The organism is Croceicoccus marinus (assembly GCF_001661675.2).
GTDB lineage: Bacteria > Pseudomonadota > Alphaproteobacteria > Sphingomonadales > Sphingomonadaceae > Croceicoccus > Croceicoccus marinus.
On sequence record NZ_CP019604.1, the window covers coordinates 26,804 to 47,100 of the forward strand.

At 59.4% G+C, this 20,297-nt stretch carries 16 protein-coding genes; 5 read left to right on the forward strand and 11 right to left on the reverse strand.

The window, feature by feature from the left end; genetic code table 11:
* Positions 1 to 188 precede the first annotated feature (188 nt).
* Positions 189 to 875 carry a DUF6629 family protein gene (locus tag A9D14_RS17760; RefSeq protein WP_066850754.1) on the reverse strand — a complete coding sequence of 229 codons (687 nt, stop codon included), beginning with the start codon at positions 873 to 875 and terminating at the stop codon, positions 189 to 191.
* Between the two features lie 305 nt (positions 876 to 1,180).
* Between A9D14_RS17760 and A9D14_RS17765 the strand changes: the two genes are divergently transcribed.
* Positions 1,181 to 2,797 (forward strand): L-lactate permease, encoded by a 1,617-nt coding sequence (locus A9D14_RS17765; protein WP_269769232.1) that lies wholly within the window; start codon positions 1,181 to 1,183, stop codon positions 2,795 to 2,797.
* 155 nt (positions 2,798 to 2,952) lie between these two features.
* Here the strand turns inward: A9D14_RS17765 and A9D14_RS17770 are convergent, their stop codons facing one another.
* The 3 genes from A9D14_RS17770 to A9D14_RS17780 form a co-directional block, all read right to left on the reverse strand.
* Positions 2,953 to 3,516: a lysophospholipid acyltransferase family protein gene (locus A9D14_RS17770; protein ID WP_232469174.1), complete on the reverse strand. Its 564-nt coding sequence runs from the start codon at positions 3,514 to 3,516 to the stop codon at positions 2,953 to 2,955.
* A 458-nt stretch (positions 3,517 to 3,974) separates the two neighbouring features.
* Positions 3,975 to 4,736 carry an HAD-IIB family hydrolase gene (locus A9D14_RS17775; protein WP_066850756.1) on the reverse strand — a complete coding sequence of 254 codons (762 nt, stop codon included), beginning with the start codon at positions 4,734 to 4,736 and terminating at the stop codon, positions 3,975 to 3,977.
* Positions 4,737 to 4,842: 106 nt separating this feature from the next.
* Positions 4,843 to 6,132, reverse strand: a complete 1,290-nt coding sequence (locus A9D14_RS17780) for a glycosyltransferase family 4 protein (RefSeq protein WP_157668304.1) — start codon at positions 6,130 to 6,132, stop codon at positions 4,843 to 4,845.
* Positions 6,133 to 6,612: 480 nt separating this feature from the next.
* Between A9D14_RS17780 and cls the strand changes: the two genes are divergently transcribed.
* The 4 genes from cls to A9D14_RS17800 all read left to right on the forward strand — a co-directional run bounded on the left by cls (position 6,613) and on the right by A9D14_RS17800 (position 12,266).
* Positions 6,613 to 8,043, forward strand: coding sequence for a cardiolipin synthase (cls, locus tag A9D14_RS17785; protein WP_066850758.1), 1,431 nt, complete (start codon positions 6,613 to 6,615; stop codon positions 8,041 to 8,043).
* A 449-nt stretch (positions 8,044 to 8,492) separates the two neighbouring features.
* Positions 8,493 to 9,821, forward strand: a complete 1,329-nt coding sequence (locus A9D14_RS17790; protein WP_083988184.1) for an SAM-dependent methyltransferase — start codon at positions 8,493 to 8,495, stop codon at positions 9,819 to 9,821.
* Positions 9,818 to 11,155 (forward strand): glycoside hydrolase family 130 protein, encoded by a 1,338-nt coding sequence (locus tag A9D14_RS17795; protein WP_232469176.1) that lies wholly within the window; start codon positions 9,818 to 9,820, stop codon positions 11,153 to 11,155. Before A9D14_RS17790 ends, A9D14_RS17795 begins: the two co-directional genes overlap by 4 nt.
* Positions 11,156 to 11,315: 160 nt before the next feature.
* On the forward strand, positions 11,316 to 12,266 hold the full coding sequence (locus tag A9D14_RS17800; RefSeq protein WP_198302102.1) for a DMT family transporter: 951 nt from the start codon (positions 11,316 to 11,318) through the stop codon (positions 12,264 to 12,266).
* A 51-nt stretch (positions 12,267 to 12,317) separates the two neighbouring features.
* Here the strand turns inward: A9D14_RS17800 and A9D14_RS17805 are convergent, their stop codons facing one another.
* The 7 genes from A9D14_RS17805 to A9D14_RS17835 form a co-directional block, all read right to left on the reverse strand.
* Complete coding sequence (locus A9D14_RS17805; RefSeq protein ID WP_083988186.1) at positions 12,318 to 13,157, reverse strand: class I mannose-6-phosphate isomerase; 840 nt, start codon at positions 13,155 to 13,157, stop codon at positions 12,318 to 12,320.
* 87 nt (positions 13,158 to 13,244) lie between these two features.
* A complete protein-coding gene (locus tag A9D14_RS17810) occupies positions 13,245 to 14,060 on the reverse strand; it encodes a universal stress protein (RefSeq protein ID WP_066850762.1) in 816 nt (271 codons plus the stop codon).
* A gap of 321 nt (positions 14,061 to 14,381) precedes the next feature.
* The gene (locus tag A9D14_RS17815) at positions 14,382 to 15,650 is read right to left on the reverse strand and encodes a hypothetical protein (protein WP_087910611.1); all 1,269 of its coding nucleotides are present in this window, start codon (positions 15,648 to 15,650) and stop codon (positions 14,382 to 14,384) included.
* 207 nt (positions 15,651 to 15,857) lie between these two features.
* Positions 15,858 to 16,646 carry a PepSY domain-containing protein gene (locus A9D14_RS17820; RefSeq protein WP_066850764.1) on the reverse strand — a complete coding sequence of 263 codons (789 nt, stop codon included), beginning with the start codon at positions 16,644 to 16,646 and terminating at the stop codon, positions 15,858 to 15,860.
* A gap of 6 nt (positions 16,647 to 16,652) precedes the next feature.
* Positions 16,653 to 17,189, reverse strand: a complete 537-nt coding sequence (locus A9D14_RS17825; RefSeq protein WP_232469178.1) for a YybH family protein — start codon at positions 17,187 to 17,189, stop codon at positions 16,653 to 16,655.
* A 41-nt stretch (positions 17,190 to 17,230) separates the two neighbouring features.
* A complete protein-coding gene (locus A9D14_RS17830) occupies positions 17,231 to 18,382 on the reverse strand; it encodes a copper resistance protein B (RefSeq protein WP_066850766.1) in 1,152 nt (383 codons plus the stop codon).
* Positions 18,379 to 20,250, reverse strand: coding sequence for a copper resistance system multicopper oxidase (locus tag A9D14_RS17835; RefSeq protein ID WP_066850767.1), 1,872 nt, complete (start codon positions 20,248 to 20,250; stop codon positions 18,379 to 18,381). Before A9D14_RS17835 ends, A9D14_RS17830 begins: the two co-directional genes overlap by 4 nt.
* Positions 20,251 to 20,297: the final 47 nt, after the last annotated feature.

Consider the following 20,297-nt stretch of genomic DNA (forward strand, 5'->3'; position numbering starts at 1 on the left):
TCGCACGCTGCCGATCTATGACCCGGTAACGGTCGTCTTGCTTGCAAATGGGTCTTCGAGATACCAGGACGACAAGGATCAAGGAGCATCAGGAATTTTGAGGTGCGTCACCCCGCATCGCTTTTGCCTCCCTCCTCCACCAACAGGAAGACTGTAAACTTTCCCCGATCCAGCGCCACGACATTCCGTCACTCGGCGAGGAAGCGCTCGGATTTTGCTGTGTCCATTCGCGCGCCGGAGGCGAGCGCCGGCGAACGCCGCAAGAAGAACATCAGAACCATCACGCTCATGATCGCCGCAAAGAAACACCAGACCGATATGAACCAGGTTAGGTAAAAGATGCCGGCAAGAAGAAACGACACGATCGCTGCGATGCCAAACCATCGCACCCAGCGGTGGCTCGACAGAAGAGGGCTTATGCAGGTTCCCAAAATATACAGAGCCATGACGATTTTAACGTAGAAGTGGGGTGATACGTAGTCGATATGTCCCTCGGCAGCTGTAGCCACAATCGGAAGCCGGATGAGGAAATAGAGCAGATAAAGACCCACTGCTGTTCCTCCCGCAACCGCTACCAGCAGCGCCTTGCGGCGCCATTTCACAGGTTCGAGAAAATAGACGGCGAGCGGGACAAAGATTGGCCAGAGTACGTGTGAAAATATCGAATAGGCATAAGTCAGCACGGTACTGAGAAGCTGCGTCTTGTCAGGGAATGTCAGCCAAAGTGCGCCCTCGATCAATTGCTGAACGCCAAACAGGAGCGGTATCGCTGCATATGGCCGCTCGGCAGGGTTCCGCGCAAGGCGTATGCTGAATGCACCGGTAACCAGCAACGCTGCTCCGGCGGTGAAACTAGCTGTGGCCGAAAAGCACATATTTGACCTTACCCCCGCAAATTCACGCGCTCATTCTCAATCGACCCTCGCACATTCGGCGGGGACCCGTCTCGATCGACACATGCTTGGGAACTTCCAAAGATGCCACACTAGAGTGCGTACCGCGCGCAGACAAAGATCCCAAACATAAGGCAACCTTGCGTGATCGGGAAGACTGATGTCACGGATAAGGGGACCCACGAGCTCGCGGTTCCAGTGTAATACGTATCCGTACCAAGCGTCTCAATGGGCGCCGGAGGTGCAACGCCCGACAGCAGGGGAGTGCTGGCCCGATCACAATAGCCTTGATCCTTGCCGCGCTTGCGCCGCTCATTGCGGTCCTCGGACTGCTGGTCATGCTTCGTTTGCCTGCCGCCGTGGCGATGCCGTTCAGTCTTCTCGTTACCGCCCTTGTGAGCGTCGTCATCTGGCGTGTGCCGGTAATCCAGGTTCTTGCTGCCGCCGCCGAGGGGACGGTGATCGCGGCATCGATCGTCTGGATAGTCTTCGGGGCGATTTTCCTGCTCAAGGTTCTCACGGCAGGCGGAGCCATGACCGTCATCCGGGACGGGTTCACCCGCATTGCCCCTGACCCCCGCGCGCAAATTATAGTCATCGCCTGGCTTTTCGGGGCCTTCCTCGAAGGTGCTGCTGGTTTCGGAACCCCGGCCGCGATCACCGCACCCTTGCTTGTCGCTCTGCGCTTCAAGCCAATGGCAGCCGTGGTGCTTGCGCTGATTGCCGACAGCAGCCCTGTTTCCTTCGGCGCGATCGGCACGCCCGTCGCAATAGGCCTCGCGCAGGGTCTGGAGGAAGACGGACAGGTCGATGCGGCAATCGCGGCCGACGGTGACCAAAGTTTGGAAACCATGCTCGAGGCAGTCGCGGTTCAGGCAGCGATGATAGATCTTTTTGTCGGCAGCCTCATCCCTCTCATCATGATCCTGATCTTCACGCGTTTCTTCGATGTGCGTCAAAGTTGGAAGGCCGGTCTCGCGGCGTGGAAATTCGCCTTGGCGGCCGGCTTTGCCTACACGCTGCCCGCACTTGGCGTGGCGGCAATGCTCGGGCCCGAGCTGCCCGCGCTCATCGGCGCTCTTTGTGGTCTAGCGATCATGGTTCCGATTGCCCGGAAGGGATGGCTTTTGCCGGATGGAGGGCTGAGACCAACTTTAGAGCACGGCGCCCTCGTCGCCTTCCCGATGTCACTCAAGCGTGCCTGGTCACCCTATTTGCTTCTCGCGGTGATGCTTGTCGTTACGCGGATCGAAATCCTGCCGTTCAAGAGTTGGTTGAACAAGGTTTCCATTCAATGGAACGGCATCTTCGGGACAGAGATCAGTGTCTCGGTCGCGCCATTCTACCTGCCAGGCGCCATGTTTGTTGTCATCGCCGTGCTGACGCTTCGCATGCACCGGATGAACCTTGCCCAGGTCCGAACTTCGCTCAATGAGGCTGCCCGAATCGTCGGAACGAGTGCGATGGCACTGGGCGCAGCGGTGCCGATGGTACGCATTTTTATCCAGTCAGGCGTAAACGACGCTGGTCTTCGCAGCATGCCGATGGAGCTTGCCAGCTTTGCCGCTGGCGGTGTCGGGACGAAATGGCCGCTGGTCGCTCCGTTGCTTGGCGCCCTTGGCAGTTTTCTTTCAGGTAGCGCCACATTCAGCAATATGACATTTGCTCTTTTGCAGACGCAGGCCGCTGAGCAGGTCGGCATGCCAACAGTACTGGTGCTCGCCGGACAAATGCTCGGTGCGAATGCCGGCAACATGGTATCTGTGCTGAACGTGGTAGCCGCAGCCGCGGTGGTTGGTCTGATCAGGGAGGAAGGAACGATCATTCGTTTCACCTTCCTGCCGATGCTCATCTACGCGCTGGCCTCGGGCACGATCATCTTTGCGCTCATGCTGGCGTCGTGACAATGGATCGCGGGCTCCGGCAGTTCGATCACTGTCGCACGGCGCGGGGCTAAATCATGCCGAGGCCACGAACATTATCCGGTAAAAGTGGCCAATAAACTTGCCGCCACTTCACCTAACTCTGAGCCGCTAAATTGGGTAGCGGCATTTTCTTGCTAACCGGCGAGACGGGCGACCTCATCCGCCAACATTCGCTGCGATTGCTGGAAGAACTCCCGAGCGTCCAGGCCTGGCGGAATCGGAGGTAGAAGCGAAACTGTAATGACGCCGGACCGCAGGACAGATCCGGCCGGCCAGAAGCGTCCGGAATCGTGAACGAAAACAAGCGCGGGCAGGCCAAGCGTACGATACAACAGTTCCACGCCGCGTTTGAAAATGATTGGCGATCCGACCGGTTGGCGTGTGCCTTCTGGAAAAATCAACAGTGATCGGCCGTCGGAAAGAGCATCCCGGCACGCTGTCACCATGCTTCGCACCGAGCCGGTGGTGTCGCCTCGATCGATGATGACCATGGGAGAATATCGAAGATACCAACCCAGAACGGGTATTTTGAGAAGTTCCTGCTTCGCGACTATGGCCAGATCGGGAAATAACACGAGTGCCGCAATCGTTTCCCAGGGCGACTGATGATTTCCCAGAATCAAGGCTGGTCTGAGAGCAATATGGCAATCGCCGTGTACGCGATGTATTATACCGGTCCACGCGGCAAGGAGTGCCAAGGTCCCTCGCGCCCAGAGCCGCGTAATTCTGCGCACAACTCGCGGAGGTCTTCCGCTGAGGCAGAGAACAGGAATCAGAGGCGCGAAGCTTAGAGTCCAGAGAACCCAGGAAGCTTTGAAAAGCCATGTTCTCAGCGTGAGAATGTGGAAATGCCTTCCATTTGCGTGCCGCGCGGACCCATGCCGAGGGTTCAGATGGGCCATCAAAAGAGACGCGTACAGGGCACAGGAATTACACAAGCACCTGTTGCACGGCGCGCGGACCTGGCTCGTGGTGCGCGGGCGCGGTTCGAAATCTTCGATGGTGATGATGGCGCACTCGGATCGGCCAACTTGCCGTGTCGACGAGCTGGGTGAAACTTCATGGAAGCTGGAAAGGACGACAAAAGCCGACCTTCCCGAGCGCGTTGCGATATCCGGGCGGCCGGAAGATCGGCTTGCTGGGAGGTTTCCGAGATTCAGAAATGTGTGGAAAGCGGCGGGCCGCAGGCTATGATCGTCCTTATTGCGGTTTTGGTCTCACCGATAAGGGCAACCGGCACAGTTGCGATTCCCGCAGCTCTGACAGGCGCATCATTGCCGCCTGCAAACACTGCATCCCCAAAGAACATCATCTCGTCCTTGCGAATGCTGACCACCTCGGCAAAGCGCGCAAGCCCGTAGGCCTTGTCGACGCCGCGCCGTGTAATATCGAGCGAAGTCGCTCCACCGATACGAATCGAAAAGGCTGGCAACTTTGGCTCGAGGAAAGCTTTGAGCCGCTGACGTTTGCGAAGATCGGGATCCCAGCTTCGTTTTTGGTCGAGTGGCGCCTGCTGGCCGAGACCGGAAAAGGTGATCTGCGTACCTCGATCCTCGATCCGATCGCCCCAGCTCTGCCCGGCATCCAATCCGATCGCCGCGATTGCCTGTTGCAGCGCTGCGTAGATCGCGCTGCGCTCAGTTTCAGTCAGTTCATCGGCATAGATTTGCCGCCAGCGGCGCTCATATTGGAAAAACTTGCTTCCGGAAGTGGGCAAGAGAAAGAGCCGGGACAGGTCAGCGACATCGGGCAGCCGTCCGAGCAGCTGCTTGTCGAATTGGGGCCAGTCCCCGCCTGAGATGACCGCAACCGCCATATGATCGAGCAGGCTGGCCAGAAGGCCACCCATTTCGGCATCAATCGGCTGCTTGCTTTCAGCCAGAGTCCCGTCGAGGTCAAATATGGCGATCGATTTCATGGACGCTCTTTCAAATCCGAATTCAGATTGGGATAGCCACCGAAAACGAGATGCGCGCGCGCTGGGGTCGCGTTTGGCGCAGATCCGGCGATCTCCAATTCAGCCCTCACACTCGCCCATTCACGACAAGCCGTGGCGCATCTGCGCGCAGGGGATCACTGGAGCCGGCCTGCGAAAAGGATGTCTGTGGTTGGGCCTCAAAGTGGGGTTCCGCTTGTTGTAGCGGGATGGGCCGGTTCGCAACATCGCCAATTATCATTGCATACCGTTGCGCCACCGCCGACCAGGTCATTGTGCGGCCGAGCGCAAAGGCGCGTGCCTCGGTCTGGCGCCGCAAGCTGAAGTCCGACAGGAGGCGGCCGACGGCACCGGCCATCGCCTGCGGGTCGCTGAACGGCACCAGCATGCCGCGGCCGTCCGCCAGCAACTCCTGCGCATGCCAATAGGGAGTCGAGACGACCGGCTTTCCCAGGCCAACGGCATAGGCAAGCGTGCCAGAGCAAATCTGCGCCTCGTTAAGATAGGGCGTGACATAGATATCGCAGGCTGCGAGCAGCTGCAGCAGATCGGGCAGATCGACATAGCGATCGACAAAATGGAGATGGCTGGCTACGCCGAACTCGTCCGCCAGTTTGCGAAGACTGTCGCGATAGCGCTCCCCCTCGCTCGCGCGCAGGTGCGGGTGGGTCGCGCCGACGACCGCATAGAGAAGGTCGGGATTGGTCCGGACCAGTTGCGGCAGCGCGGCGATCATCGTCTCGATCCCTTTCCCCGGTGAAAGCAGGCCGAACGTCATGGCAACCGAGCGCCCGCCGAAGCCAAGCGCGTGCTTCGCGCGCTCTGAATCGGACAGAGCAAGGTCGGGAATACCATGCGGCACAACAGCAATCTGGTCTGCCGGTGCAGCATAGATCTGTTCCAGCATCTCACGGCCCTTTTCGGCCATCACGACGAGACGGGCCGAATGCCTAATCAGTTCGGCCATGACCCGTCGCTGATCGTCATCCGGTGTGCTCAGAACTGTATGCAAGATGGTGACCAGAGGTTTGCGAAGCTGGCGCAGGAAGCTCGCGAGATAGGATCCCGCCGGACCGCCATAAAGCCCGAATTCGTGCTGCAGGAGAACGGCATCGACAAGCGAGGAGTTCAGATACTCGGCGGCGTCGGTGTACGTCCGGGCATTTTGCTGTTCAATTTCCAGACCAACTTCCGCAGGGTAATCATACGCTCCAGCTTGATCGGTGACCGCAATCATCTTGCAACCCATTTTGGAAAAACTGCGCAATATCGCACCGCGTAAATCCTGTGAGAAAGTTGCAATTCCGCATTGCCGGGGCACATAGCTGCCGACCATGGCGATCTGAGGGCTGGCGTTCACGACGTTGACTTGATGCATGGTGGATTCTTCACTCGGTCTGTGTGGTAGGGCGAGGCGGTTGCCGATGCTCTCGGGCAAGGTTCGTCCCCTGGATATTGACAAGGACGCGGAGTGAGACTTTTCCTTACGAAGAGCGCGCGCCGCGCGACGCGCGCCGTATGACAACTGTAAGAAGTCGCGCATCGAATCGTCCCTGTGGGCGTTTGATAGGCGGTCCAGAATGGAATGCTATTCATCCGGAGTGCGCATGGCCCGGTAGCGTGGGATCCGAGATGTAAACAACACGGAGCTGCCAATTTCTTCGGATACCGACTGCCCGGCACGGGACGCCCCCCACTCCTCCGTCCCGTGCACGGGGAAGGGCGGCACGTCCAAATCCTGGCGTGTCGCCCTTTCATCTGTCGTCCTTGCGGAACTGGCGCCAATGGGCATTCTCGTTGACGGTGGCAGGTTCTGGGATGGCCGGATCGGCTGCACTGATAGTGCGGCCGGCCCGGCATGAACCTGACAGATCCCATTCCGCTCGCTTACCTGACGCTGGAGTGGACGATCCGCCTTGTCATGCTCGTGACTGTCACATCACGGCGCTCGCCGGAGGAAGCTCGCACCTGGCTTCTGTTCGCTCTCTTTCTTCCGATCCCGACGTTTATATTCTATCTCATCGCAGGCCAACCGAAGGCGCCGCGCTGGCGTAGGCGGCGGTTCGTCGAGGGGCAAATCCTGCTTGCGCGCGCGGCCCGGCAAATCGCCCATTCGCGCCATTGCCTACGGCCGGCGGTGTCGAGTCATCTGGAATCAGCCACGCGTTTCGTCGAAAGCCTCAGTCGATTTCCGGTGCTGGGCGGAAATGCAATCCATTTTCTACCTGATTACGAAGGGGTAATCGATCGGCTTGTTGAGGATATCGAACAGGCAAGCGATCATGTTCATCTGACGACCTATATTTTTGCGGATGACGCAAGCGGCGACCGGATTATGTCGGCGCTGCTGCATGCCGCGAAGCGCGGGATCGATTGCCGCGTGCTGATCGATGCGATGGGTTCGTTTTCCTGGGCATCTTCCGTCACGCGCAGACTGAGGTCGGGAGGTGTCGCGGTCGCTCGCGCGTTCCCCGTCGCATTTCCAGGTTTGGGCAAGGTGCGTGCGGATATTCGCAATCATCGCAAGATCGTCGTGATCGACGGGCAGGTGGGCTACATCGGTTCGCAGAATGTTATCGACAAGAAGGCGTCCTCGGGCCTGATCAACAAGGAACTTGTCCTGCGCGTCGAAGGGCCGATCGTGCTCGAATTGCAAGCGGTCTTTACCGCCGACTGGTTTCTCGAACGAGGGGAGGTGCTCGACCGGAGCCAATTTTTTCCACATGGGCGCGCCAAGGGCAAATACGCCGCTCAGCTTCTGGCGAGCGGTCCGGAATATCCCCTGGCGGGCGCAGGTCCGTTAGTGGTTGCCCTGGTTCATGGCGCGCGGCGCAGTGTCACTTTGACGACCCCATATTTCATTCCGGATGAATCGCTTCTCCAGGCTCTGAAAACAGCCGCGATGCGCGGCGTCGAAGTGCGGATCATTCTTTCGCATGCTAGCGATTCCTGGCTCGTAGGCTTGGCGCAGCGATCCTATTATGAAGAATTTCTGAGCGCCGGGGTCGCGATCTATCTTTACCGCGAGGGGCTGCTGCATGCCAAACACATCAGTATTGACGACGAGATCGTCCTCATCGGATCGCTCAATCTCGACATGCGCTCCTTTTATCTCAATGCCGAGGCCAGCCTGGTTTGCTACGATCGACAGGTTGCTGTCGATCTCAGGATGGAACAGCAGCGCAATCTGGCCGTTAGCGATACGCTCAGCCTGGTGGCTTGGAGGAGGCGATCCTTCCTCGCGACCTTGGCGCAGAACATTGCACGGCTCTTCGGCCCTCTCCTTTGAACGCTTCACCACCCCCGCGCGGAGCATTGGCGGGAGTTTCCTCGGCAGTGATTGCTCGTAATTAGCCTCGTCGATAGGGAGCGCGCAGCCAGTATGCGGAGCGCAGAGCTTGTCGCTTACCGAAGTCTGCGAGCGCATCCTGGATCCGGCATGCTTGCCCGGCTTGCCCGTCCTGGGAGGTCGAATATTGCCGACAGCGCCAAACGCTCGCGGGTTGCGCGCCCCTTTCAGCGCGGTCGCCTCGGCGAAGAAAGCGCCCACATCGCACCAATTCTCAATGCCTGAAAATCGCCGCTCACGCGGCGACCGCATTCAATCTGCCATTCCCGGATAATGACTGGCCGTCCGGGCGCACCGGCCTTGAAGCCATACTACCTTGGAGCGATGTCCTGTAATAGATCGCCTTTGGCGGCGTCTTTCGAAAGTCATCCAGCAAGGTGGGAGCCGAAATGCGCAAATCCAAACAAGTCCATGCCGTACTTGGCCGGCGTTTGCTCGCGGTTCTGGCTCCGTTGCTTCGACGGCTCGTCAAACGGGGCGAACTCATGCTGATCGACGCCGCAGGCAACCGGATGACTTTCGGCACGCCGCAGGATAGTCCGCGAGTGACCGTACGGCTGCACAGGCTTGACCTTCCGCTGCGCCTGCTCATCAATCCCTCGCTGACGCTTGGCGAAGCCTACATGAATGGAGAATGGACGATCGAGGAAGGCACGCTGCGCGACTTCCTGTTTGTTGTCTCATCGAACCTGACCGCGCTGGATGAAGCGCCTTTGGCGCGCCTGCGCACGAAGCTGGGGCGTTTGACGCATGTCCTGCGGCCCATCCGCAAGGCCAAGGCCAAAGCGAATGTTGCGCACCATTACGACCTATCGAGCGGGCTCTATGAAATGTTCCTCGACGAGGATTGGCAATATTCCTGCGCCTATTTTGGCGAGGATTGTGACACGCTCGAGGATGCGCAGGCTGCCAAACGTTCGCACATTGCAAAGAAACTCCTGCCTCAGCCAGGGCACCGGGTTCTCGATATTGGCTGCGGGTGGGGCGGACTAGCGATCGAACTGGCACAGAACTGCGATGCGCAGGTGACGGGGATCACCCTCTCGAAGGAACAGCATCGCCGCGCTGGGGACCGCGCCCGCGAGCAGGGCGTCGATGATCGCGCAGCCTTCAAACTGGCCGACTACCGCGAAATCGACGAGCAATTCGATCGCATTGTCTCGGTGGGAATGTTTGAGCATGTCGGTGCGGCGAGCTTCGGTACCTTTTTCGAGGCGATCAAGCAGAACCTGGCGCCGCGCGGAATAGCCGTCGTACATTCGATCGGCCGCATGGAACCGCCTGGCGGGCGCGACCCGTGGATCGACAAGTATATCTTTCCGGACGGCTATGTTCCCGCCCTGTCGGAAACACTCGCGGCGATCGAGCGCAGCGGCCTTTGGGTGACCGATATCGAAATATTGCGCCTCCATTACGCAGAGACGCTGCGCCACTGGTACGAGAGATTCCAGGAGCGGCGCGCCGCGGCGCACGCACTTTACGACGAACGCTTCTGCCGGATGTGGGAATATTATCTCGCTGCCTGTGAGATGATGTTCCGTAACGGAACCCTGATGGTATTCCAGGTACAGCTTGCCAAGGAGCGCGACGCCGTTCCCCTGACGCGCGACTATCTCTATTCCGATCCGCGGAAGGGGCATCCGCACTGGGCGGATGAGGCGCTCAACGAGCGCGTCGAATCCGAAACCGTCCCGCTGCGCGTGGGCGAATGCGTATGACGCGCAATCCATCATTAGCGACTGGATCGCGCGGCGGGCAGCCCGGGATCATGAAGCGGCTGCCGGTCGAATTGCATCCCGATGCATCGCGGGTCGTCATTCGGCCGTTTTTCCCGGCTGACGATCCCCTTGCCCTGACCATGCCGGAACGCTCGCGGCTGCAGCGCATCGTGGACAGGGTGCTCTCGATGGACCATGCAGCCGTCTCGGCCTACCTTGCGCAGACATTGCTCCCTTTCGAAGACCGCAGCTACTTCGTCGAGAAACTCTTGCTGGCGCGCTTCGAGGAGATCAACGGTCGCATCATCGCGAAATGCTCCGCTACGCGTGAACAGGCGTTGCTCATCGGCGCGTTCTTTCACCAGGAATATTCCTACGAGGCGGCGGCGCTTTTTAATCCGAGTGCCGTCCCGCATCCCGATCAGACGGGTCTGCCGCCAGGCAGCCTACGATTTGTGCTATCGTTGCGCGGCGTGGGGGAGGGGCATATTTCGTCCGTCACGTTTAGGACCGGCAGTTACAATATCAAAACCGGACTCACCATCGATGCGCCAAGCCGCCAGGTCGTCGCGCACCGGCTCGAGCGGGATCCCAATCCATCCGCTAGCGATGGGAGCATCCGGATCGTCTGCAACGAAGGCGATGATCTTTCCGAACGTGTCCTCTTCCCGGTAACGGCGCAGCAACGCAACGGCATCGAAGATCTGCGCCTGGTTCGCTTTGTCGAGGATGATGGCTCATCGCGCTATCTGGGCAGCTATACTGCCTATGACGGCCGGGCCATCGCGCCGGAACTTCTCACAACCGACGATTTCAGAACCTTCAATCTCCACAGAATGGAAGGACCGGGGGCTAACAACAAGGGCCTCGCCTTTTTCCCGAGACGGATAGACGGGAAATACGCACTGCTGTGCCGCCACGACGACGAAAGCATCTGGCTGGCGCTCTCAGACAATCTTCACCATTGGGGCGAAAGCGTCACTGTCGTCTCGCCGCGCTATCCCTGGGAGTTCATCAAGATCGGCAATTGCGGCTCGCCTATCGAACTGGACGAAGGCTGGCTCGTGATCACGCATGGCGTCGGTGCAGTACGAAACTACGCAATTGGTGCGTGCCTGCTCGACAAGAAGGATCCCTCCAGACTTCTGGCGCGCACCCCCGAACCGCTGTTGCGTGCCCAAGCGGACGAACGTTCAGGTTATGTGCCCAATGTGGTTTATAGTTGCGGCAGCCTGGTGCATGACCGGGTGCTTCTTCTTCCCTACGCAATTGCGGATAGTTACACGACATTTGCCACCGTCCCCATCGACCGGCTACTTGCCACTATGCAGTGAAGGCAGGTTTTTCGGTATTGATTGGCGCTGAGCGCAGGAGAAGCGGTGGATTCCAGACGATCGAATTTAGGCCAGCATCGTGCTGCTGCACCGCGGATGCGGTTTGCGCGTACCCAAAGAGGACCCCGAATGTGGCGGTAGCACTATATCCTGTGCGGCGATGCAATGCCCTGAACACCGTCCGGTCGATGACGCTTTGATTCCGCCGAGGCTGTCTGCCATTCTCGTGATGGTCCTTTGGGCCTCATGCTACCCGCTGATCACGATCGGGCTCGCTTTCGCCCCGCATCTGACCTTCGCAAGTCTTCGCGCCGTTACGGCAGGGTCGGCGCTGCTTCTGGTCGCGCTTTGCCTGCGCAAACCCTTCCCGAAAGACAGGGCGGAGTGGGGGTGGATCGCTCTTGCAGGATTTGGCATGACCGGATTCGGTTACTTCGGGATGTTCCATGCAGCCGAATTTGTCGCTCCCGGCCTGGCAACCGTCGTGGCCAATACCCAACCCATCTTCGCAGCGGTACTCGCCTACGGCCTGATCGGGGAACGCCTTGCGTTGCGCGGATGGACCGGCCTGCTGATCGGCTTTCTAGGCGTCGTTATCGTCGCCGCCCCCCAGGTCTTTGCCGGCAACGAGCGCTCAACCGGACTTGGCGTGATGTACGTGCTTCTGGCCGCGCTCGGTGTTGCCGCTGGCAATGTCGCAATCAAGCAACTTGCCAACCGGGTCGACGCGGCGATGGCGATGGGCCTTCAATTGCTTATCGGCGCCATTCCGCTGATGATAATCGCCCTGCTGACCGAACATCCACGTGCTGTCGTCTGGTCGCCGGGCTTCATAGTTTCCCTCGTAGGCCTTGCACTTCCAGGGACAGCACTCGCCTTCTGGCTGTGGCAAACGACTCTGCGCTCGATGCCTCTTTCAAAAGCGAACGTGTTCAGTTTTCTCGTGCCGTTTCTGGGCATTACGATCGGAGCCCTTTTCTTCGCCGAGCCGCTCACTCTCATGGTGATGATCGGCGTGGTCCTCGCCGGCATAGGCGTCTATCTCGGAACGAAAGCCGAGCCCGATAGAGGCCCGGTTCGTGATCAGGGTTCCGCATGCCGATCCAAGTGAAGTGGCTGGCAAGATCGGTAATAGGGCTCTGCGCTGCTCAATTTGGCTTATTCAACGTGACGACACCCAGAGGCCCTCAGTCACCTTGCTGCCTGGATAGGCAACGAGCAGTTCGCCATTGTAGTCGAGGGAATGCTGCTCATCGGCCAGCCATGTCTGGCCCGGCTCCACAGGGGCAGTACCTATACGTCCGTGTCCTGAAAGCGGTACAATCCATGCCGCTGTGCCGGGCGCGAGTGTACCGGCGCGAGCTCCGCTCCATTGCTCGACCACGAATTTATGCCCTTCGGCGACTATCCGGCGAGCATCGGCAAGAACGTACGGTTGTGTTGGAGCCTGCCAGGGTCCAGGGCGTGCCACGCGCAGCGCTGCTTCCAAATGGAGGACGCGCGGACGGCCATAATCGTACATCCTGTAGGTGAGATCGACATTTTGCTGGATCTCGATGAGGGTAATTCCCGCACCGATCGCGTGGATGGTTCCTGCGGGCAGATAGTAGACGTCGCCCGGGCTCACCTCGCGCCAATCAAGCATCGTCTCTATAGTTCCATCGAGCGCTGCGAGGCGCAGGGTGTCGATGGCGACAACTGCCTTCAGCCCCAAGCCGATCTGCGCACCCGGCTCAGCCTTCAGGATCATCCAGCATTCGTCTTTGCCCCTCGGATGTCCGAGCGCTCGCGCTCCGGCATCGTCTGGATGGACCTGGACAGAGAGCCGCTCGCTCGTGAACAGGTATTTGACAAGAAGGACGCCTGAGCGGTGGTTGGGTTCTTCGAACCAGATTTCACCGATCGGATCGTCGCCGCTTGCTGCCTGCGCAAATCCGAAGCCAGGCTGACGGCGACCCCAGACTTTGGCCACCGCGCGGGGAACGAGCTGGACAGGGGTCATAGTCGCCGCCTCCTTCGATTAGCCCTTGCTTGAGGGGCTGGTAAGGAAAAACCATGTGCATATGGCGGGGTCCGTACGCCGATCATATCAGTGCGCGAGAATCAGCGGAACGGGGCTCGTCGTGATAAGATCCTGGGTGACGCCGCCCAGAACAGTTTCGCGGAGTCGCGAATGGCCATAGGCACCGAACACGATATATTCTGCTTCGAGGCTTGCCGCGGCCGCAATGAGCGCATTGGCCACGGTATCTCCGTCGAGCGACCAGTCATGTCTTTCGGCGGTGACACCATATCGCGTCAGGTAATTGCTGAGGGCGTCCAAAGAAGGTTTCTTCCCCTTCTCACTGACACTTACGATATGCAATTTGGGTGCGGCGCGCAGAAGCGAACGGCTCTGCCGAATGGCGTTGGCAGCCTCTGGGGAGCCATTCCAGGCGATCATGGCAGCATTGCTGTTGGTAAAGCGCTGCCCGGCAGTCGGCACGAGTAGTACGGGCGATTGAACATGGAGCGCCACGTCGGCGGCGAGTGGCGCCCTGCGCGGGAGCATCGTTTCCTTCTCTTCGGGTTGGCTTAGAACGATAAGGTCGGCAAACTTCGCGTGTTCGATGATGGTCTGAGCCGCTGATCCCTCGGCGTGAAGCCATTGCCAATCGATTCCCTCCCGTTTGAGCGTATCTTCGATCCGCACCTGTTCAAGTTTCTCGTTTTGGCGAAAAGTCTCGAAGATGCCGGAAGGAACGTATGACCCTCCAAACGGATCGCCGACAAAGAAATACGCATCGAGAGGGCTTGCCTGCAAACAGATCAGCTGCCCGTTGTGGGCGCGGACGACTTCCATGGCAGCAGCTAACCGTGCGGCCTGGCCAGGATCCTGGTTTATGTGGAGCAAAACCGACTTCATCTGATCATCCTGGTCCGGTTGCAATCGAGCGCTTGCGCTGGATCAAAAAGCATACCCTGTTGTCTTTGACGTTTCACTCGATTCGATCTTACACACCGTCCCTGTCGGGCCTGTGGACCTTCAAGACGCCGCTTTTGACAAGGGCACGGGAGCCCTTACCGAGGGCCGAACTCGCACTCATCGCTCGCTGTCGAAATGCCGCTGCCGGGGCCAACAAGCGTAGCGAGCGGGCGGGTATGGCCGCTCATACCCATCCGAACAGCTGGAGGCCTTCCCCAGGGAACACCACAACTTGCGAGCACGAAGAGGATTCGCTGAAATTCAGACTTCCAGGACTGGCGCAAAACCGCCACCCGGTGTGCGCATGTTGGTCGTCTGCCCCCTGTAGAGCCGCGCAGCCTTCAACAATACGGAACCAGCGTAGGTATAGAGCCTCACATCGACCTTGAGGTCCACAGCCTCTCCATCGTACTTGACCTTGCGAAGACTCGGCGGCGCGTATTGCTGGGCGATATAGTCACCGTCCCGGATCTGTGACCAAACGCTGCGGGTAAGCTTGGCACCGCGATAGGCGGCTTTGCTGCCGTATCCCTGCGCCGGCTTGAAGAAGAGATGCCGACGTTCCGCCCAAAGCGACGCGGCGTTATCGGGTGTTACTAGAGTGGTAGCAGGAATAGTCGTCCCAAGAACCTCAGCTTGCTCCTTTGGCAGGCCCCAGTGGGTAAGGAGAGCGCTGTCGCTCAAAAGCGAGAGATTTCGCTTATCGGCCAACATGGTGTGGACGTAAGGGTTTGGCGTGACCACTGCCAGATTGTTCAGATAAGCGCTTTTGAGGACGGAATGGTCCGGCTCATCCAAGGTAAAGTCGACGAGACGATTGTACACCAGATCGATCTTGCAGCCATCCGCAAGAAGTTTACCGCCCGAAGCCTCCAACGCCGTTGGATCAGCGATGACCGCCGAAATTCCCTGACGCTCGAGCGCTGCCTTGGCGAGCAGAAACTCCGGGTAGAGATGCTGATCAAGGGGCGCGTCATCGACTATCGCAATCATGTTGGGTGTCCCGGTGCGGCCCTGCCGCAACCACTCGCTGCGAAACATTCTCGCAATCGCCGGTCCAAAATCTTCCTCTGATCCATTCGAGCCATCAGTGCCGAAGCAGCAGACACGCTGCGCCTTGGCGAGAGCTGCGTTGAGGAACGCGCCGCCAGCATTTGTATTGATCTCGATCAGCACCGGTCCGGATTCGGAAAGATGAAAATCATATCCCATCAGCGCACCGGCAGGGCCCAGATCGGGGGCGGAGCCGGACGGTGCCCACTTCTGCGCCGCCTCACCATATTGCGCGAGGGCTGCGGCGGTCTCCACCGCCCTGACGACGCGTGTCATCACCGTCATTGTCTCCGGCGCGATAAACACCGGCGAGTTCGCGAACAGGTGCGGGTGCGAGATCGCCAACTGCTCCCCGAAACCTTCACGTCCGGTCTGGCTGTTCAATGTGGCCTCGAGCATGTCCCGGTCGAGCGTAATGCAGGAACACACGGAATTGGCACGTAGCGCCGCCTGGAGCGCTTTTGACTTGTCTTGCATCGGGTCTCCTGGCGGCATTTTGGGGGTTATACCAAAGGACGCTGCGGCTCCTGGAATATTTCAAAACATTGGGCGCAGGCATTGCAGGAAGGTAGTGCATCCTTGCCGTGAGCCACGTAGACAGCTATCTTGGCGAATAAAACCTCGAGCGGGCGCATCAAGCAAGTCGGCCGCTTCCGGCGCATCGGAGGGCTGACTCGGAGCCCGTCACCATTTAGAGTTTCCACAGCGTCTGAAGCGATGGGAATCTTGCGAAGTACGCTTCACTTTTCTGCGGCGCAGTTTTGGGAACCGGTTGGCCAAGAGGACAAAGCCCGACAACGCGATCACCGTCCCGCCGATCCCGAACAGCAGCAGCCACCAGCTGTTGATCCGGTCCCGCTCGGTCCAGTCCATGATGTGCAGTCCCCAGACGAAGTCGAAAAAGCGCCAGGTATCGCTTCTTGCGGCGAGGATCGCGCCGCTCGAGGCATCGATGTAGAGCCTCGTCCCGTCTGGATCGGAGAAGGTGATTTGCCACGCTGGAAATGGCCCGCGGAACTCTGTTCCCACCTCGGTTTCGATCAGCTTCGAATTGGCGATCAAGGTCTCGGGCCCAGTCCAGGCGCGCAAAGCGATGGCCCGGGCATCAGCACTCGACAAGGGAGAAACCCTCGTCCCGGTCTCAGTCTGATGAAGCGTCGTCGAGCCATCGCTACGCTCGATCTGGACGAGAGGGCGGCCCGCTACGGATTTGGTCGTTACGGCAACGATGCCTTGTCGATCCATCAACCATCGCGGCGCTGAAAACTCAGGATCGAGCGTTTCGGCCTCGCGCGATATGACGTGCTCGGACCGAACTTGCTCAATCTTGAGAAAGGACATGATCGCGCCGGTTCCCATCCACAATAGTACCTGCACGCCGACAAACAGTGCGAGCCATTTGTGCAGCTTGCTACCGAATATGTGCAGCCGAAGCTTGCGTGACGGCTTTCGCGAAGCCGGAACCGACGCCATGAGATCTTATTGGTTGCGGGGAGGACGCGACGATGAATGGTATTGTACGATCTTCCAGCCATTGGCGTCGTGCGTGAGCACCGATGTCGCTACGCCTTCGCGATCGATCACCCGTCCGTCCGTCAGTTCGATCCGGTAGGTATAGGTTTCCCGGCCGTAAGCCATGTGTCCCATCCGGGTGACCGCGACGGTCGGCTCACCGAAGGTGAAGCTGGTGATCGCGTCCAGTTCAGGCCCCAGGTGATGCGCCATGTAATTGGCGAAGCTGCCTTCATCCTTTCCGTTCTCGTAAACGAAGGATTCTTCCGCAAACAGGGCTATCATGGCCTCAGCATCGCGCGCCTTCAGCGCGTTGCGATACGCTGTGAGAGCAGCCTCCGCCCCCGCGACGTCGTCGTTCATGGCCGCCATATGATCCGCATGGTTCATGCCCTGCGCCGAATGGTCCATCTGCATCGATTGCGAATGCTCTCCATGCCCAGAATGATCCATATCCTGCGCCAACGCCGGCGCCGCACATAAGGCGAGCGCCGCAGCGGCCACGCCCGGAATTATTGTAGTGTGCATCAAATTTTCCTTTTTACTCAGAACCAAAACCGTATGCCGACGACGTAATTCGTCACACTGGGATCTTCTCCCTCGGCGCGTGCGTAGTCGGCGCTCTGACCGATCCTCCATTCCTGATCGATCCCGATATACGGCGCGAATTCACGCGAGAAATGGTAGCGCAGGCGCAGACCGGCTTCGACCGTATCTACCCCCGCACCGATGCCCAGTTCAGGCACATCCTGCGCAGAGAAGGACGCTTCCACACGCGGTTGAATGACCAGGCGCTGGGTTATGCGCTGGTCGAGCTCGGCCTCGATGCGTGCTGTGAGGTCGCCTTTGTCCGACAGGAATGCGGCGGCATCCACTTCGAACAAATAGGGAGCGAGACCCTGGATGCCGACCACGGCATAGGTGCGGTCCATCGGCGCGAAATCCTGCCGGATACCGGCTTGGAAATCGAAAAACGGCGCAATCGCACGACTGTAAAGCGCCTGAACTTCGGCGCTCTCGATCTCTTCGCCGAAACTGCCTTCGCCTTCCGATTTGAACCAGAATTTGTCGAGATCGCCGCCGTAATAGCCCTGCAGGTCGAACAGGTAGCCATCGGACCCCTCGCGCGCGCGGTATTCGACGCGGTCACCCTGGAACCAGAAATACTTCTGGCCGCCTTGTTCATCGCGCAACTGCTCACGGCTTTCGCGCATCGCTTCCACGCCCCAGATCGCATCTCCAGCCCGTGCAGGGCCCGAACCTGCGGAAGCGGGCGGTGGACCGGATGGGATGTCCATCGCCATGGCCTCGTGACCCATGGCGGAACGGTCCATTTCTCCGCCCGCTTGGTCGTCGACCACTCCGGACTGATCCATCGACCCATGGCCCATTTGCGAATGATCCATCTGTGAGTGGTCTACAGGTGACTGGCCCATGGGTTGCGGCACCTCGGGGCTACCTTCACCTTGCGACTGCCTGGATTGGTGATCCATTGCACCATGGTCCATTTGCGAATGGTCCATGGGCATTGCGGAGGATGTCGGCGAGGCATCCTCTTCGCTGCCTTCCTCTTCGGCGGCCTCCTCTGTGTCCGGCGGGTCGGCAGGCTGCATCGGCATGGAATGGTCATGGCCATGGTCTTGCGCGAAGGCGGGCGTTGCCGTTCCGGCAAGCATGAGCGCGATCATATACTTCATCCGCTCTCTCCCACGCGCTGTAGGTCGGGTTGGCCTGCTTCCTGCGGGACCGTCACGATCTGGAACATGCCGGCATGCATGTGATAGAGAAGATGGCAGTGAAACGCCCAGTCTCCTGGCTCGTCGGCGGTGAGATCGAACTGGGCGAAGCCGCCGGGCTGCACGATCACCGTGTGCTTTTGCGGTTGGCGATCGGAAGGTGCGCCATTGACGAGCTCGAAGAAGTGACCGTGCAGATGGATCGGGTGCGCCATCATTGTGTTGTTGACCAGCTTGACCCTAACCCGTTCGTTATAGGCAAAGCGGATCGGCTCGTCGCTGACGGCTGAGAATTTCTCGCCGTCGAACGACCACATGTAGCGCTCCATGTTGCCGGTGAGATGGATTTCCATCTGGCGCGACGGCGTGCGCAGATCGTCATTCGGTTCGAGCGCGACCAGATCTCTATAGTTCAGCACCTTGTGCGGAACCTTGTCGAGACCGATGCCGGGATGGCCCATACGGTCCTGCGGGTTCATGGAAACCATGTCGATGCCCGGACCAACCTCAACATCGGGTGGCAGCCTGGACGTGTCGCGCATGTCCATGCCGCCCATCGACATTCCAGCCATTCCGGCCATCGCTTCCTCGCCTGATCCTTCGCCGCTGTTGCTCATGTCCATGCCACCTGAAGAAGGCGCACCATGACCCATCGCGCCGTGGTCCATGCCGTCCATGTTTCCGCCGGTGCCAGCGCCGTGTGCGCCATGGGCCATTCCGGCCATACCCATGTCGGCCATGGTCAGTAGCGGCGGATCGCGCAGCGCCGGGACAGCCGCGCGGGCACCGGGGCGGCTGGCGAGCGTCGCGACCGCCATGCCCGAGCGATCCATGCTTTCCGCGACGATGGTGTGCGCCTCGCCGATCGGCTCGACGACGATATCGTAGGTCTCGGCGGTGCCGATCTGGAACTCTTCGACCTCGACCGGCCTCACGTTGAGACCGTCGGCCGCTACGACCCAGAATTTCAACCCCGGAATACGGACGTTGTAAAAGGACATGGCGCTACCATTGATCACCCGGATGCGGACCCGCTTGCCGCGCGAAAACAGATATTCCAGTCCCTCTTCAGGACCGTGTCCATTTGCGAGGTAAGTGTAGGTAGAGCCCGTGACGTCGAGGATATCGGTCGGCATCATGCGCATTTCTGCCCACATCCGGCGCTCTTGTCCGGTCAGCGGGTAATCATCGGTCAGGGTGCGCTGCTGGTAATTGAAGTACCCCTCGCCCTTTTTCAGCTTCGACATGATTGTGTGGGGATGCATCGGCGTGAATTCGCTGAGCAGCATCACGTAATCGTAGTCGGCCTGCACCGGGTCGGGTCCGGCAGGATCGACGATGATGGGCCCATAATGCCCGGCCTGTTCCTGCAGGCCGGAATGGCTATGCCACCAATAGGTGCCAGCCTGCCGTATGGCGGGCATTTCGTAGGTGAATGTCTGTCCCGGCCGGATTCCGGGAAAGCTCACACCGGGCACACCATCGAACTGAAACGGCACAAGCAGTCCGTGCCAGTGAATCGAACTGTCTTCGTCCAGCGCATTGGTCACGTTGAGATTGACCGGCTCGCCTTCCTTCAGCCGCACCAGCGGACCGGGAACGCTACCGTTCACCGCTACTCCCATACCGCTACGGCCCTGAACAATTCGCGGGCCGCGCGCGATGGTTAGATCGATGTTGCGGCCGGATACTTCGTCGAAACCCTGGCGGATCGTCGCGCCATGCATGTTGCCGCCGCGCGCCCAGGCGGGCATCGCGGCGGAGGCACCCAAAAGGCCGCCGGCGACGATACTCGAGCCCAGGAATTTGCGCCGATTGATTGCTTGCATGAGAAGGTCCTGTTTGAAGGAGGTTTCTCCTATCCTACGCGGCCGAT

Bases quoted from the DNA above. Each gene is read 5' to 3' on its own strand.
- A9D14_RS17760 (WP_066850754.1), bottom strand. From the start codon at position 875: ATGTGCTTTTCGGCCACAGCTAGTTTCACCGCCGGAGCAGCGTTGCTG.
- A9D14_RS17775 (WP_066850756.1), bottom strand. From the start codon at position 4,736: ATGAAATCGATCGCCATATTTGACCTCGACGGGACTCTGGCTGAAAGC.
- A9D14_RS17780 (WP_157668304.1), bottom strand. From the start codon at position 6,132: ATGCATCAAGTCAACGTCGTGAACGCCAGCCCTCAGATCGCCATGGTC.
- cls (WP_066850758.1), top strand. From the start codon at position 6,613: ATGAACCTGACAGATCCCATTCCGCTCGCTTACCTGACGCTGGAGTGG.
- A9D14_RS17790 (WP_083988184.1), top strand. From the start codon at position 8,493: ATGCGCAAATCCAAACAAGTCCATGCCGTACTTGGCCGGCGTTTGCTC.
- A9D14_RS17795 (WP_232469176.1), top strand. From the start codon at position 9,818: ATGACGCGCAATCCATCATTAGCGACTGGATCGCGCGGCGGGCAGCCC.
- A9D14_RS17800 (WP_198302102.1), top strand. From the start codon at position 11,316: ATGCAATGCCCTGAACACCGTCCGGTCGATGACGCTTTGATTCCGCCG.
- A9D14_RS17805 (WP_083988186.1), bottom strand. From the start codon at position 13,157: ATGACCCCTGTCCAGCTCGTTCCCCGCGCGGTGGCCAAAGTCTGGGGT.
- A9D14_RS17810 (WP_066850762.1), bottom strand. From the start codon at position 14,060: ATGAAGTCGGTTTTGCTCCACATAAACCAGGATCCTGGCCAGGCCGCA.
- A9D14_RS17815 (WP_087910611.1), bottom strand. From the start codon at position 15,650: ATGCAAGACAAGTCAAAAGCGCTCCAGGCGGCGCTACGTGCCAATTCC.
- A9D14_RS17820 (WP_066850764.1), bottom strand. From the start codon at position 16,646: ATGGCGTCGGTTCCGGCTTCGCGAAAGCCGTCACGCAAGCTTCGGCTG.
- A9D14_RS17830 (WP_066850766.1), bottom strand. From the start codon at position 18,382: ATGAAGTATATGATCGCGCTCATGCTTGCCGGAACGGCAACGCCCGCC.
- A9D14_RS17835 (WP_066850767.1), bottom strand. From the start codon at position 20,250: ATGCAAGCAATCAATCGGCGCAAATTCCTGGGCTCGAGTATCGTCGCC.